Source organism: Burkholderia sp. Bp8963 (genome assembly GCF_003854275.1).
Classification (GTDB): domain Bacteria; phylum Pseudomonadota; class Gammaproteobacteria; order Burkholderiales; family Burkholderiaceae; genus Burkholderia.
Genome location: NZ_QTQP01000013.1, coordinates 13,673 through 27,583, shown reverse-complemented (window position 1 = coordinate 27,583; position 13,911 = coordinate 13,673). Strand labels below are relative to the sequence as shown.

The window sequence follows — 13,911 nt, the reverse complement described above, 5'->3', positions numbered from 1 at the left end:
TTATCGAGCCGATCATGAACAACGCTAAACAATTGCTTTCCGCTTATCTCGAATCGATTCGTGACCCACGCGCGGCCGCCGCGCTGTTTGCCGAAGATGGCGTGCTGGAGCTCCCTTATCTGAAGTCGCTTGGCATTGACGGGCGTGCACAGGGGCCAAAAGCGATCGAAGGCTTCATCGCCTCGCTGCTCGCGAAAGTACCGGATTTTTCGTTCAGAAATACGAGCCTGCTGATCGAAACGCCTGAGCAAGTATTCGCCGAATATGAAGTCGAAGCGCTCGTGCCATCGACGGGGAAAATCTATCGACAGATGTACGCAGGCCGGCTGGTGGCGAGCAACGGCAAGATCCTGCTGTTGCGCGAAGCACTGGATACGATGGCTGCGGCACACGCATTCTCGATGGCGCAGCCCATTTGAAGACATGACGATGAAAGGCCGCTCTATTAATCCAAGCGGCCTGACAACGTTTCGTCCGGACTGGCCGCAATTGGCCGACTCCTGCCGAAACAGAAGATCGCCAGTTAGCTGCCATTTGAGAAAATTAACAGGGCCACCCGATCGTCCGCAAAGGCCGACGACCCGTCCGACCTGAATTGCGCAAGCAGCAACGCATTGCCCAACGCGAAGGAAGGAAGACAATGCAATGGTCTCCCGCTCCCGCGGCACCGAAACCGAGCACACATCGCCTCACGCGCACCGCGCTTACGCAACGCAATCATTCGCTTCATTCCGCGCGCGGTATTCGGTCGGCGTCGTGGACAGGTACTTCCGAAACAGTCTCGCCAGTTGCGCGCCACCATTGATGCCACAGCGACGCGCGACCTTGTCGACCGGCAAGCTCGATTCCAGCAGCATCCTGCAACACATGTTCAGCCGGGCGCGCTGCAGATAGTCCGATGGCGTCATGCCGATCTCGCTCTTGAACCGTCGCAGGAAGTTGCGCTCGCTCATGGCCGCGACTTGCGCCGCATCGTCGATCGAGACGGGCCGGTCGACGTTCGCGTCCAGCCAACGCGCGGATGCCGTGATCTGCTCGCTCACGCGTGCCCCCGTGCTTGCCGCAACGGACGGACCGGACGAACCGGACGGCCCGGACTGTGCAGGCGCCGGTAGCGACAGAGACCCGGACACCTGCCGCGCGACGACGCTGCCCGAGTCATCTCCGACAATGCGCAACGCGATGCGAACTGCATCAGGCTCGTCGCTCGGCGATCCGTCAGCATTCACGGTGGGCGTTTCGTTGCCGGCACGAAATCCACCCGGAATACCCGCCGCATCCAGAAGATGCTTTCCTTCAGCGATCGGATGAACGGTGTCGCAGAGCGGATGCTGGTGGCGTAGCCAATCGATCAGCCGCGTATCCCGGCAGGCCAGATGAGCGGCTGCACCGCCCGCGACGAAAATGATGTGCTTGCCGTTCACGCGCCGTCGCGAATCGACGCTGTCCGTCCATACGAACACGGATGAAGAAGTGGCAATGCGGCCGCCGGCGGCAGACACCAGCGAGACGTTGTAGCGCGCCTCGCCGGAGGGACGAGATGCAGTCAGCGCACTTGTCTTATGAAAAATCTCGATGATCGCCGCGACGTCGTGCAGTGCGAAACCATTGAACAGCACAATGTCGACTTGCGTCGGTGCCCGTGCAGCGTGCTTTCCCGAACTGGACAGTATGGAATGTGTGAATTCCATGGCGATTCCCAAGGATGTTGTTGACCGGCATAGGCCCGCTCCGGGCCCAGCCACTCGAACCCGGCGACGCATGCCATCCACGCGGCTCTTGCAGCCATCTCGTGTGCGAATCGGACAGCCAGTGGCAGCCTGAAGCGGGCAAACACCGATGTACATGCAGCCCTGAGAATTCTACGAGGGTGGGGCGGTTCGGCTTGACACTCCGTCTCAAAAAAATGAACTTCACGGGATTCCTGAAATTCACGCGTGAAGACGTTCCTGGCGATATATGGCCAACTTCGGCCAGAATGCATCGATAATCCGCCACGGAAACGTATGCGGAATCGGATTCTGTAGAATCGTGACGCACCGGGCGGAATGGGCTTCCGGCCAGACGCAGTGCGGTCCGCATTTTCAGACGCGCAGGGCCTGGTCGAATTGCTGAGAGAGCGATCCGGTCCACCTTTGCGCATCACGTTGAACCGCGTTTGCAAACGATTGCGCGAGACTCAAGAAGCCGGAAAAACAGCCGATATCGTGTTCATGCAAAAACAGGTCAATCAGAACATCGTTGACGCGGCTCGCGAGACCGCGGACACGATCGTTGGAGCCCGGGCGTGGACGACCGCCGCAGAGGCCACCGCAATGCACGACATCATCTTCTGGGACATGCTCGCCAGGCACTTGCCGGATGCGGCCATCGCCGATCTGCGAACAATCCTCGACTGAACTGAACTGAACTGAACGCATCGCGATGCCCGGACGACGACCTGACGACTCGATGCTTCGATTGCGGACCTCGATTCAATCGCGATAGCAAGAGAGGGTGCGCAGCTTACCGCGGGCCGCGTTGCTGACGATCGCCTGCGCCTGATCCAGAGCGTGGTCCCACAGCGACGCGTCCAGTTCGCAACAGTCGAGCAGGAATCGTATGAGCCGGAGCTGATGTTTAGCGACAAGCCAGCGCATGAACAGGCGCACGCTTCCGCTTTCGGCGAGGCCATACCCGTCGAGGTAAATTCGTAAACAAAAAAGCACCGTCTCCGGTGCTTTCTGGGTACTGCATCACTCGTAGTGGTACCGACACTGCATCACGTAGATGATGCCGTCCTGGACGATATATACCAGGCGGTCAGCTTTCGTCCGGAATCGTGCACAGGAATGTGTCCATCGATTCACTTGCGCCTTCGAGCACGACACGCCCATCGGCTTCAACCACATGCAGCGGTCGAGCCGAAAAATCGAGCCAGCGTACATCCACGCGGCCTTGAAGCGATCTACGCTTGCGCCGAACGCGTTCGCGAAGTGCGCTCCGCTGCATGGGCGTCAGCCCGTATTCCCCCTGAGTGCGATAGCCGTTTCCACGTGGAATGAACGGCAGAATGCTCAGTTGCCGCACATGTTCGTTGACGCAGAAATCGACCATCCAGTCGAGCATCCAGTCGCCGTCGGCGACGATCGTCGTTTGAACTGCCGTCGGAATTCCAGCCCCGATCAAACGGCGAAGGTGTTCCGTTGCAAGATCGAACGCCGCGCGCCCGACCAGCGCGTCGTGACGCGCGCGGTCGCCATGCAGACTCACCTTGACTTGCGTTCCTGCCGAGCGCAATGCAGGCAACAAGTGCTCGGGCAGGGCGATGCCGTTTGTCGTAAGCCGCGAGCGACCGCCGCGCGTCGCGACATGTAATAGCAGTTCCGGTAAGGCTGGATGAATCGTCGGCTCACCGCCACAGAAGTGGATGACCCGCACGCCCTGGTCAGCCAGCCAGTCGAGGCGTCGCATCAGCACCGGGGCGGGCGGATGCGCACCGTCGGGCGGCGCGAGACAGAAGCCGCAACGCGCATTGCAGTAGCGCGTCACCCTGAAGCAGATCATCGGCGGCAAGTTCAGGTCCATGGCAACGGTGAATCGTGTCGGCAGTCAGCGTTTGCGGCTCTCGCTCAGCATGTTGCAAAACAATGCACCCTGCTCGATCGCATCATCAAGGGCCACGTGGCTATGCGGTAAATCGTCGAACCAGCGCTTCGGCATCGCGCTCTTCGTGCTGCGACGATAGTCCTTGCGCAGAAGCACCATTGCCATCGTCTTGATGTCGAGCGCCGAGTGGCTGAACGGGCTCCTGCCCACGAAGCGCATCAGATACCAGTACACGAACATGAAGTCGAAGGCCGCAGGATAGCCAACGAATACCGGCAACCCAGGCAGCGCCTCCAGCCACGCGACGTAATCGGTCATCGCCGCCTGCGGCGCCTGCAGATTCGCACGCGCCGCTTCCCACGCCTCGGGATGTTGGAGCCACCACTCCTGCGTGTCGGGGTGACCGCTCGCGCCGGGCAGTAATTCGAGGTTGGCGGAAAACGTGCCATGCAGCACCTTGTCCGCACCGTATGCCGCTGACGCGAAGCTCAGCATCGAATGGGGACCGGGAATCGGACCATCGACCTCGACGTCCGTGCTGACATAGATTTCGGTTCTGCCTTTGTCACTCATCGGTTGCTCTTTTATCGGTTGCTCTTTTCTCGGCGTCTCCTGCGTCCCCTAGCTGGTTGCGTAGCCAGCGGGCCACCGCGGCAGGTCCGCGCTTGACGAGTGCCGTGTTCCAGTCTTTGCAGCGCGGCGGGGGCAGCAGACGCAACATGGTTGCCTCCGGCAGCAGTTGCGTATATTGCGCCGCCATGCGATCGCCGGGTGCGTTCGCATCGAAACCGAGCCACACCGCACGTCGCGCGCACACCTGCGGCAACCAGGGCGCCCAGCGTCCGATAGTGGCAACGCCGTGCCAGCCGCATACAGCCAACGAGAGTGCATCGAAGATGCCCTCCACCAGTATCAGGTGTTCAGCATGCCAGCCGTCGCCGACACTCGCTACTCCGCCGCCGCGGCCGACGGTCAGCATTTTGTTCTGGCCGCGCACGGTGGTCAGATAGCGACCGTGTACCGACACCAGTGCGCCCTCGCGGTCATACAAGCCGATCAGCACGGCGGGACGTCCGCCCCATTCCGGGTCGAAGCGCATCCCGGCGGCGTCCGCAATCGCGACAGGGATGCCGCGGCGCTCGACGTACGCCTGACCGGCAGTCCCGGCGAGCCGAATGGCGTGCGCAATTCGCTCGTCCGGCAATTCGCCGGACAGCGGCAATCGCAAGTGATCAACGCTTTCGAACCGAGCCATGCGAGTAGGTCACCCCGTCTGCATGTGTGCGCCGCAGGCGACAACGGCCATTTGAGTCTAGTCGAAATCTGGTCACTTTCCGCACGTTCCAGCGGAGCGATGCATTAGCGTTACGGTGCGCGGATTTCTCGATCGAACGCTATCGATCGCACCGCAGGCAGCCTTGCAAGCCCGTCACGAAACCTGAATCCTGTACCGCTTCTCGACGGGGCAACGCTCGAGATCGCATGCCTCCTCGTCGCAAAGCCGGCAATTCCGAACCGAGGTTAGCGCGTCAACGGACATGCGCTCGAGGAGTTGCTCGCAGATTGTGATCAACGCAGCTTGCATGGTCTCGGGCAACTGATCGGTCAGCGGCTCGATTGCTTTTCGACGCGCGTCAAGGACGATGTTCGCGAGATCTTTCCCGGCCGGTGTAAGCGACAAGAACACCGCGCGTCGATCGGCACCCGAGTTTCGCTCGACGTACCCATCCTCGACCAACCGCTCAACGAGTCGCACCACCGTGGAGTGGGCGAGCGCGAGCTGCTTCGCCAGTACGTCGATCGTCACGACAGGACGCTGGCTTAAGAGCACCAGCGCAAACACCGCCGTCTCGTTCAATGCGGACGCAGACGATATCGCCTCCCGCAGTCGGTCCATGAGCGCCAGCGAAAGCGCGCCCAGCAAATTGTCGAGTCGTTGCTTTTCCATAGCGTCCAATTTAGCATATGTATGTGCGACGCACATAAATATCGCGTCGTGTGAGAGTGAACTCGCCGGACCTGATCTACCGAGGGCTCTGAACGTGCGCACAAGTGAACGAAAGGGTGTCGCGTTGACGGTACTGGCAACGCTTTGCTGGGGAGGGGGGATGGTCCTCAGCAAGCGTAGCCTGCGCGACGTCGACGAGACGACGCTGTTCGCGATTCAGCTGCTGGCCGCATGGGGATGTATCTTCCTGCTCGTCGTGTTCGGTCAAAAGCTGTCGATGCGCGAATGGAAACACGGCTGGCTTGGCGTCCTCGAGCCCGGTGTGGCGTTCTACCTCGTCCTGATCGGGTTGAGCAGGACGAGCGCGATCAACGCCACGATCCTTCAGGCGATGGAAGGCCTGATGATTATCGGGCTTGCCTTCGCCATATTCCGTGACCGGGTGTCGTCGACGGTATTGCTCTGGGGTGGGCTGTCGACACTCGGCGCGGTGCTTGTGACGACCAAGGAGAGTATCTTCTCCGGGATATCGATCAATTCCGGGGATTGGCTGGTGCTGCTCGGTACGCTCTTCGCGGCGGCGTACGTCACGTTGTCGTCGCGAATCATTGTCGGAAAGAACAGCCCCGAGTCGCTCCTATTCTGGCAGTTGAGCTTCTGTCTGGTGCTGGTACTGAGCTATCTCACGGTAACCGGCAATCTGTCGTTCAAGCCGGCACAGTTCACCGTTTACTCGCTGTCGTCTGGTGCGCTGTCGTATGGGCTCTCATTCTATTTCTATCTGTTGGGGATGCGATATATCCCAACAAGCTTGTCGGCCATCCTGTTGTGCCTCACACCCATTTTCGGCGTGTCGATGTCGGTACTGTTTCTCTCGGAGAGCATCAATTCCCAGAATTTTATCGGTTTCCTGATGATTATCGCCTCTTCGATCGCTGTCACGCGGCGTTCCGGCGCAGCCGATTCCTGTCCGATAAAGGCATCGTAGACAACAGGTCTTCGCAGCGTTCGTGATCGAATGTCAGCGCGGAGCCTGCATACGAGAGATTGCGCGGCGATTGGGGCACAGCGCTTTGACGGTTTCACGCGAACCGGCACGCAACCGGAACACGGCGGCGCCGCGCGACGACGCGGCCGAGGCGGCCGCGTCTTTCACCGGTCTGCACGGATTTCGCTAGCGATCCGCCCGAAGCAGCGCGCGCGTGAGCAGCCGGGCGACGCCGTCGAGCACGAACCCCAGCGCGCCGATGACGAGAATGACCGCGACGAGTTCGGAGTAGGCGAGCCGGTCGCGTGTATCGAGAATCAGGTAGCCGAGCCCGGCGTTGACGCCGAGCATTTCGGCCGGCACGAGCACGATCCACAGAATGCCGATCGCGAGCCGGATGCCGTTGAGAAGCGGGCCGGCGATCGCAGGCAGGATGATGTGCAGCAGCAGTTCGCTGCGCGTTGCGGCCAGGCTTTCGCCAAGCCGCAGCCACCGCCGGTCGATCTGCATGACGCCGGCGGATGTGCTCATCAGGACCGGCCATAGCGCGGCGAAGCCAAGCAGGAAGTAGACCGCACGATCGCCGATGCCGAACGACATGACCGCGAGCGGCATCCATGACAGCGGTGACACCATGCGCAGGAACTGGAACGTCGGCGACAGCGCGCGCTCGACCCATCGCACCCGACCGATCAGCAGCCCGAGCGGCACGCCGATCAGCAGCGCCGATCCAAGTCCCACGCCGATGCGCCGCAGGCTGACGAGCGCGTGTTCGACCAGATGACCGTCCGAGAGCAGCGACGGCAGGCTCGCGAACGCGCTATCCGGTGCAAACTGCCGGCCGAGCGAGTCGGGCGCGGTCAGCGCGTGAGCGGCGGCCCACCATAGGCCGACCGTCGCGACGAGGCCCGCCGCACCGAGCCACCCCGCCCGAGGGCGGACGGTGCGCCTGGCGGCGTGCGCGCGGGGCGTCGCGCTTGCGGATGAACCGCGGTCCGTGATCACGTCAGACAACGATAGTCTCCTCACGGCTGAAGGCATCGCGTTGACCGAACGCCGAGAGGCCGCCGACCGCGTCGATGCTTCGGCGAACGAATCGATCGTCGACGAGATCGCGCGCCGCGAACGCCGGATCCAGCGATGCAAGGAATTTGCTGTCGCCGTCGACAACGGTGGTCTTCAGTCGGCGCACGAGCGCCTCGGTGTAGCTCGGGAACGGATACGGCTGGAAATCGACGCGCTTCTCGTGCCAGTCGATGTGGCGGATCGCACCGCTCGCCCGATACGTGTCGGCGAGCGACGCGGACGGAACCAGCACGCGGTCCAGCGCCGCAAACGTATGCGGCGTGTAGCGGTGCGTACCATCCTTCGACAGCAATTGCGCGGTTTCCTGCGGGTGCGTGCGCGCCCACAATTGCGCTTTCACGATTGCGTTGACGACCTTTTGCGACCAGCCGGGGCGTTGTGTCAGGTCGGCCTCGTGCATGAATACGACGCAGCACGCGTGATTTTTCCAGACGTCGCCGGTGAAGCGCAGTATCTTGCCGATTTTCAGCAGTTCCGCCATCGCGTTAAACGGCTCGGCGACGATATACCCGGCGATCTGGCGCGACGCCAGTGCGGGCGGCATGTCCGACGGCGCCATCACGACCAGGTTGACCTCGTTCGCGGCGGGCGCGCCGCGTCGCTTGAGAACGGGCACGAGCCCCTGATGACGGAGCATGTCCTGCAGCACGACGTTGTGGATCGAATACCAGAAGGGGATGGCAACGGTCTTGCCGCCGAGATCGCGCAGCGAATCGACCTCGGGCGCGACCGTCAGCCCGGAACCGTTGACGTGATTCCATGCGACGACCTTCGCCGGCGCGCGGCTGCCGTAGCGCGCCCAGACGGTCATGGGCGAGAGCAGGTGCACGACGTTGACCTGGCCGGACAGGAAGGCTTCGACGAGCTGCGCCCAGCTGCGCAACAGCTTCGGTTGCTCGACCGTCAGCCCTTCGGACGCAAAATAGCCGTTGTTGTGCGCGATCAGCAACGGCGCGGCATCGGTGATCGGCAGGTAGCCGATGCGAACGGGCGCGTCCGGCTCCGTCGCGGCTTGCGCGCGCGACATCGAGACCAGCGGGGCTGCGCCCGTCGTGGTGAACAGGGCCGCGAGTTTCAGCCATTCGCGGCGTGACATCGGAATCTGGCACATGGGCGGGCGCTCAGGTAACGGAGGGTTGTTCGGATGCATGCGAGCGCTTCATCGCGGCGTGCAATGACTTCAGGATGTCGATGCGCAGCATGCCGAGCTCACCGACGAAATCGTCGCGTGGATGCGGGAGATCCACGTGCCATGTATCGATGAAGCGGCCTCGCGCGCCGAGCAGCAGGATGCGGTCGGCCGTGAGCAGCGCCTCGTCGATATCGTGGGTCACAAGCACCGTTGCGCATCGCGTCGTCGAGACGACGCGCACCAGCAACTGCTGCATGGCGCCGCGCGTGACCTCGTCGAGTGCCGAGAACGGCTCGTCGAGCAGCAGCACTTGCGGCTGACGCGCGAGCGAACGCGCCAACGCCACACGCTGCGCCATGCCGCCGGAGAGTTGCCACGGACGCAGCGTCGCGGCGGTTTCGAGCCCGACTGCCCGCAGTGCCGACCGGATGCGATCGCTTCGCTCGTCATGCGTGAGGCGATCCTGATGCGCGAAGGTGAGCCCGAAGGCGACGTTCTTCTCTGCCGACAGCCACGGCAGCAGACAGGGATCCTGAAATGCGAGCGCGACCTTGGGATGCGGGCCGTTCAGCACCGTGCCATTGACCGACACAGAGCCGGATCCCGGGCGCTCCAGGCCTGCCAGCACCCGCAGGAGCGTCGATTTGCCGGTGCCGCTCGGGCCGAGCAATGCGACGATTTCTCCCGCGGCGACCTCGAGCGAAACATCGGCAAGCACGGTGCTGCGTTCCTGATCGCCATAGCCGAGCGTCAAGCCGTGCGCATGCAGTAGCGGGTGCGTCATGCGGCCACGCTCCGTGTCTGCCCGGCGAGTTGCGCCTTCAGCTGGACCACGCTCGGGGTGACGATCGGAATGAACGCCGCTTCGCGCCACCGCCGATCAAAACCGAGCCCGGCATTGTGCAGATAGCCGCGTCCGCCGCTCGCTTCCAGCTCGAGGTTCACCGCGTTTGCGACCTGGGTGGCAAGCGCGATGCGAAGCTCGAACAGGCGGTTCGGTCGCGCGTGCAGACTGCCGTCGGCAATGCCGGACGAAAGCTGCGCGCATGCGGTGGCCAGCTCGGCCGCGCATGATTCGATTTCCTCGCCGAGAATGCTGCGCGTCGTCTCCGATGCGCGCCGCGCTTCGGCAAGCGAGCGTCGCGCGAGCCCGATGGAGAGTCCGCACTGCAGGCCGAGGAATGCCGGCCGCACCGCCGGCAGGAACGTCTGCGCATCCGGATGGATCAACCACGCGGCATCGTGACGAACGCCATCGAGTTGCAATGCCGCGGTGTTGCTGCCACGCAGTGCGATCAGGTCGAGATCGGCGCTGCGCGTCAATCCGGGCGCGTCGTGCGGAATGGCGGCGATCGCGGACGGCCGACCGTCGCGATACGAGACGGCTGCGGCCACGACGAACTGCTCGGCGCGCAGGTTTGTCACCCATGCCATCCTGCCCGTCAGACGCCAGTCGTTGGTGGCATCGGCGGCATCGGCGTGCTGCGCGGCCTCTATCTGGAGGGACTCGATCCCGCACAGGTACTTCATTGCGTTCGACAGGCCGCTTGCGCCGGCGAGCTTGCCGTCGAGCAGCGTGGGCAGCAGGCGCTCGCGTAGTGCGGCGTTGGGGCTTTGCAGCAGGTACTCGATGAAACTGCGCTGGCCCCAGAAGACGAACGCTGCTGCCAGCGAATGCTCGGCCACCGACGCGATGCCGGCAATGGCGTCCAGGGTCGTGCCGCCCGCGCCGCCGAGGCCGGCCGGAACGCCGATCCGGAACAACCCGGCGGACGCAAGGCGCGGCACGACATCGGCTTTCAGACTGGTGTCCGTATCGAGCCGCGTCGCGTTCGCGTCGAGCCAGTCGACCAGCGACGCGTCGAGTTCGGGCGCCGTCAGGCGGCCTGCGTTTGAGGTTCCCATCGGTATGCGGCCAGTTCCGGGTTGAGTTCGTTGCGCGACAGGTTGTTTGCGAAGTTGCACAGTGTCGCGAGGCTGACGCCGAGCACCACCTCGAGCGCGTTGGCTTCGGTGAAGCCGGCTGCGATGAAGGCGTCGAGCGCGTCGTCGGCAACCGCACCGCGCGTGGCGATCACCGCGCGCGTGAATTCGGCGACAGCGGCCAGCCGTGTATCGGGGGCGGGCGTGCCGTTGCGCAACGCGTCGACGTCGGCACGATCGATGTTGGCCTTCTTGAGCGCCGCGGCGGTGTGTCCGGCCACGCAGAAACCGCAGCCGTGAACGGCCGCCGCGGTGATCTGCACAGCCTCGCGCTCGGCGAACGTGAGGCCCGCGCGGCTGTTGATCTCGGAGACGGTCAGGTAGGTTTCGAGGGCGACGGGCGCATTGGCGAGCGAGCGAACGAGGTTCGGCAGGAAGCCGTTCGCGCGCAGCGACTTTTCCAGGAACGGCTGGCTTGCAGCGGGGGCGCTGTCGACGGTTGGCAGGGGCAGGCGGCTCACAGGTTTCTCCAGGGAAGCGGTGAGATCATTGTCGAGGCTGGCCTGCTGCCGGACAATGCGCGAACGTTCGCGATTCCTGTGCGTTTGTCCCGCGACGCGGTTTTTGCTAGTGCAGGCGCGCCGCCGATTTCGACAGACTGTCGCGCTCACGGCGCCATGCGCCGGGCTGCATGCCCATCGTGCGTTTGAACGCATGGGCAAACGCGGATTCCGACTGGTAACCGACCTGTTCGCTGGCACGCGAGATGGGCAAACCCTGCTGCAGCAGGTCTGCCGCGAGCCGCATGCGAAGCAGCGTCACGAACTGCATCGGCGGATGGCCCGACGCCTCGCTGAAGTGCTTGTGGAACGCCGTGCGCGACATATGGGTGAACGCGGCCATCGAATCGGTTGTCCACGCATCGCCGGGCGCGTCGATGATGGCGGCCACGAGCGTGCTGAAGCCGGTTCGTTGCATGAGCGACGCGAGTCCGCTGGCGACGGTGTCGTGCTGCGCGGCGTCCCGGACCGCGTAGAACAGCAGCAGTTCGACCAGTCGGTCGATCAACGGCGACGGCGCGTCGATACCATGCTTGCCTTCGTCGCGAATGAGATCGAACAGGCCGTGGATACTTTGATATGCGGCGTCGCCGTGCCGGACGATCAGGAATTCCGGGAAGAGCGACACAATCGTGCGCGAGACGGCGGACTGGAATTCAATGAAACCGCAAGCGAGGCCGACGCTATCGCTTGCCGGTTCATCGAGCGGTTGCATCGTCCCGCGACGCTCGATCGGCTGGTCGTCGGCGATAGTGCGGACGTCCGGGTGGACTGCGGTCGGCGAGAGCCAGTGCGGCACGTCACGCAGCAGAAATACCGCTTCTCCTTCGGAAACAGGCAGGCTCTTGCGGCCATCGGCGAAGTGAAGCCACGCCGTACCGTGCAGGATCACGTGGAAGCTTGCCTTCGCGCGACCGGCGGTCGATGCCTGCCAGTCGCCGCAATACTGGCCGACATGAAAAAGCTGGCTCCTGGGCTCGAGGCTGGATAACAGCCAATGCACGACTTTGTCTGTATGCGCGGACATTCCGACACTGGACGGAGTTTGATCCGGTCATGCTACGGGCTGCGCCGCGCCGCTCAAAAGAACAAAACATGGAAAGCATATTCCCGTGCAGGCGTGCCGGCCGCTGCCCCGGCACGGCCGGGCACGTGGCTGCTGCTGCGCAATCCGTCCGCATGCGCTGCCGGTGGCGTTCGTCGGCCTCGCACTCCTGTTCATGTCGCACGACCTGTCAGTCGTCCGCTATATCGCGGACCGCGTGCACGTGATGCAGCGCGGCCGGATCGTAGAAAGCGGCGACCATCGCGACCTGTGGCGCGCGCCGCAGCATCCGTACACGCGCATGTTGCTCGACGCGATACCGGGGCGCACACTCGACGTGCAGGCGGCCTGAAGCGCGACGGCGACGGCTGGCCTGCAACCCGTCGACGATGATGTGGAGGGGGCTCGCCGTGCGTCCGTTCTGCCGTTTCATCTGCGCGTTGCTTGCCGCGTTGGCCGCGTCCACAGCGGCCGTCGCCGGCGGCGGGGGCGACGCCGCCAGCGCCCCCGGGCATCCGGGTACGCGCTTCACGCCGGAGCGCGAAGTCGCCGACAGTCCCGTTCCCGTCGTGCAGAGCGGGCGCCTCGCCGTGCCGTCCCCGGCGGGACCTGTCGAGATACCCATTGCGGTATCGCGGGACTGGACGCGCCCGCAGGCCGACGTGACGCGCGCGATCGTCGTGATCCCCGGCTGGCCTCGGCGCGACCTGCGTTCCGGTGAGCATGCCGCGAAGGTCGCCGGCACGGCGGCAGACGGCGCGCTTGTGATCACCCCGCAGTTCCTGACTGCGAAAGACGTCGCCGCCCATCATCTGCCGGCCAGCATCGCGCGCTGGCGCCAGAACGACTGGCACCAGGGCCGTCCGTCCAATGACGGCGCGGCAATCAGCTCGTTTCAGGTCGTCGACGAGATCTTCAGGCGCCTGGCCGATCGCATGATCTTTCCGAACCTCGACACGATCGTGCTGGCCGGACATTCCGCGGGCGGACAGTTCGTCCAGCGCTACGCAGTCGTCGGCCACGGCGAAGCGGTGCTCGGGCACGCGCCCATCCATGTCCGCTATGTCGTCGCGAACCCGTCGACCTACCTCTACTTCACGGACGCGCGCCCCGATTCGAGCGGGGCGTTCGTGCCGTTCGACGCGCGACGATGTCCGTCATTCGAGCGGTGGAACTACGGGCTCGGAAGCGGCGTGCCCGCCTACGTCTCCGCAGAGGCTTCCGTCGCCGAACTGCAAGCGGACTACCTGCGGCGCGATGTCGTCTATCTGCTGGGTACGGACGACGCCGTGCCCGACGCGGACGGGCTCGACCGGTCCTGCGGCGCCGAGGCACAGGGGGCGACGCGCTACGCGCGCGGACAGGCGTTCGCCGCGTATGTCCGCACGCTCGACCCGCGCACGCCCCATCGCGTGCTCGAGGCGCGCGGTGTCGCGCACTCGAGCTACCGGATCTACTCGTCGGCTTGCGGGCTCGCAGCGTTGTTCGACACGGCAGGGTGCGGATCGGGCGCGCAATAGCCGTTCGATCACGACATGACCCGAAGCGCCGGGGGGCGCCCGGGGGCGGCGACGCGTGCCGGTGACGGCTCGGCGGTACATGCGGGCTGAGCAGATTCCGTTCCTGCCGGCGCGCGGGCTT

General features: G+C 64.0%; 17 protein-coding genes and 1 pseudogene. 6 read left to right on the top strand and 12 right to left on the bottom strand.

The features are described from left to right. Positions 1-14 precede the first annotated feature (14 nt). Positions 15-419: a nuclear transport factor 2 family protein gene (locus DID96_RS13295; RefSeq protein ID WP_124599780.1), complete on the top strand. Its 405-nt coding sequence runs from the start codon at positions 15-17 to the stop codon at positions 417-419. Between the two features lie 285 nt (positions 420-704). Here the strand turns inward: DID96_RS13295 and DID96_RS13290 are convergent, their stop codons facing one another. Beyond that, positions 705-1,691, bottom strand: coding sequence for a GlxA family transcriptional regulator (locus DID96_RS13290; protein ID WP_124599779.1), 987 nt, complete (start codon positions 1,689-1,691; stop codon positions 705-707). A 378-nt stretch (positions 1,692-2,069) separates the two neighbouring features. On the opposite strand from DID96_RS13290, the gene DID96_RS38875 reads away from it, so the two are divergent. Next, positions 2,070-2,399 carry a hypothetical protein gene (locus DID96_RS38875; protein ID WP_260463882.1) on the top strand — a complete coding sequence of 110 codons (330 nt, stop codon included), beginning with the start codon at positions 2,070-2,072 and terminating at the stop codon, positions 2,397-2,399. Between the two features lie 75 nt (positions 2,400-2,474). Here the strand turns inward: DID96_RS38875 and DID96_RS38290 are convergent, their stop codons facing one another. The 5 genes from DID96_RS38290 to DID96_RS13260 form a co-directional block, all read right to left on the bottom strand. Next, the gene (locus DID96_RS38290) at positions 2,475-2,651 is read right to left on the bottom strand and encodes a hypothetical protein (RefSeq protein ID WP_185732246.1); all 177 of its coding nucleotides are present in this window, start codon (positions 2,649-2,651) and stop codon (positions 2,475-2,477) included. Positions 2,652-2,802: 151 nt separating this feature from the next. Then, positions 2,803-3,567, bottom strand: coding sequence for a radical SAM protein (locus tag DID96_RS13275; RefSeq protein ID WP_124599778.1), 765 nt, complete (start codon positions 3,565-3,567; stop codon positions 2,803-2,805). A 24-nt stretch (positions 3,568-3,591) separates the two neighbouring features. Beyond that, positions 3,592-4,161, bottom strand: coding sequence for an exonuclease (locus DID96_RS13270; protein WP_124599777.1), 570 nt, complete (start codon positions 4,159-4,161; stop codon positions 3,592-3,594). Further along, on the bottom strand, positions 4,154-4,843 hold the full coding sequence (locus DID96_RS13265) for a toprim domain-containing protein (protein ID WP_124599776.1): 690 nt from the start codon (positions 4,841-4,843) through the stop codon (positions 4,154-4,156). Before DID96_RS13265 ends, DID96_RS13270 begins: the two co-directional genes overlap by 8 nt. A gap of 174 nt (positions 4,844-5,017) precedes the next feature. Beyond that, positions 5,018-5,536, bottom strand: a complete 519-nt coding sequence (locus tag DID96_RS13260; RefSeq protein ID WP_185732245.1) for a MarR family winged helix-turn-helix transcriptional regulator — start codon at positions 5,534-5,536, stop codon at positions 5,018-5,020. Here DID96_RS13260 and DID96_RS13255 point away from each other — a divergent pair. Continuing rightward, positions 5,484-6,524, top strand: coding sequence for a DMT family transporter (locus DID96_RS13255; RefSeq protein ID WP_124599774.1), 1,041 nt, complete (start codon positions 5,484-5,486; stop codon positions 6,522-6,524). The two genes, DID96_RS13260 and DID96_RS13255, sit on opposite strands and share 53 nt — an antisense overlap. 22 nt (positions 6,525-6,546) lie before the next feature. Beyond that, complete coding sequence (locus tag DID96_RS39550; protein WP_409333775.1) at positions 6,547-6,714, top strand: helix-turn-helix domain-containing protein; 168 nt, start codon at positions 6,547-6,549, stop codon at positions 6,712-6,714. On the opposite strand, the gene DID96_RS13250 is transcribed toward DID96_RS39550, so the two are convergent. The 6 genes from DID96_RS13250 to DID96_RS13225 form a co-directional block, all read right to left on the bottom strand. After that, positions 6,711-7,565, bottom strand: a complete 855-nt coding sequence (locus tag DID96_RS13250; RefSeq protein WP_124599773.1) for an ABC transporter permease — start codon at positions 7,563-7,565, stop codon at positions 6,711-6,713. The genes DID96_RS39550 and DID96_RS13250 overlap by 4 nt on opposite strands. Then, complete coding sequence (locus DID96_RS13245; protein WP_124599772.1) at positions 7,531-8,721, bottom strand: ABC transporter substrate-binding protein; 1,191 nt, start codon at positions 8,719-8,721, stop codon at positions 7,531-7,533. Before DID96_RS13245 ends, DID96_RS13250 begins: the two co-directional genes overlap by 35 nt. A 10-nt stretch (positions 8,722-8,731) precedes the next feature. Next, on the bottom strand, positions 8,732-9,526 hold the full coding sequence (locus DID96_RS13240; protein WP_124599882.1) for an ABC transporter ATP-binding protein: 795 nt from the start codon (positions 9,524-9,526) through the stop codon (positions 8,732-8,734). Next, on the bottom strand, positions 9,523-10,647 hold the full coding sequence (locus DID96_RS13235) for an acyl-CoA dehydrogenase family protein (RefSeq protein WP_124599771.1): 1,125 nt from the start codon (positions 10,645-10,647) through the stop codon (positions 9,523-9,525). The genes DID96_RS13240 and DID96_RS13235 overlap by 4 nt, the downstream gene beginning before the upstream one ends. Beyond that, entirely contained in the window at positions 10,620-11,186 is a 567-nt protein-coding gene (locus tag DID96_RS13230; RefSeq protein ID WP_124599881.1) for a carboxymuconolactone decarboxylase family protein, read from the bottom strand. The genes DID96_RS13235 and DID96_RS13230 overlap by 28 nt, the downstream gene beginning before the upstream one ends. Positions 11,187-11,292: 106 nt before the next feature. Then, the gene (locus tag DID96_RS13225) at positions 11,293-12,252 is read right to left on the bottom strand and encodes an AraC family transcriptional regulator (protein WP_124599770.1); all 960 of its coding nucleotides are present in this window, start codon (positions 12,250-12,252) and stop codon (positions 11,293-11,295) included. A 172-nt stretch (positions 12,253-12,424) separates the two neighbouring features. Here DID96_RS13225 and DID96_RS13220 point away from each other — a divergent pair. After that, positions 12,425-12,622: pseudogene (locus tag DID96_RS13220) on the top strand (glutathione ABC transporter ATP-binding protein GsiA); the annotation flags it as partial. 58 nt (positions 12,623-12,680) lie between these two features. Continuing rightward, positions 12,681-13,790: an alpha/beta hydrolase gene (locus DID96_RS13215; protein ID WP_124599769.1), complete on the top strand. Its 1,110-nt coding sequence runs from the start codon at positions 12,681-12,683 to the stop codon at positions 13,788-13,790. Positions 13,791-13,911 lie beyond the last annotated feature (121 nt).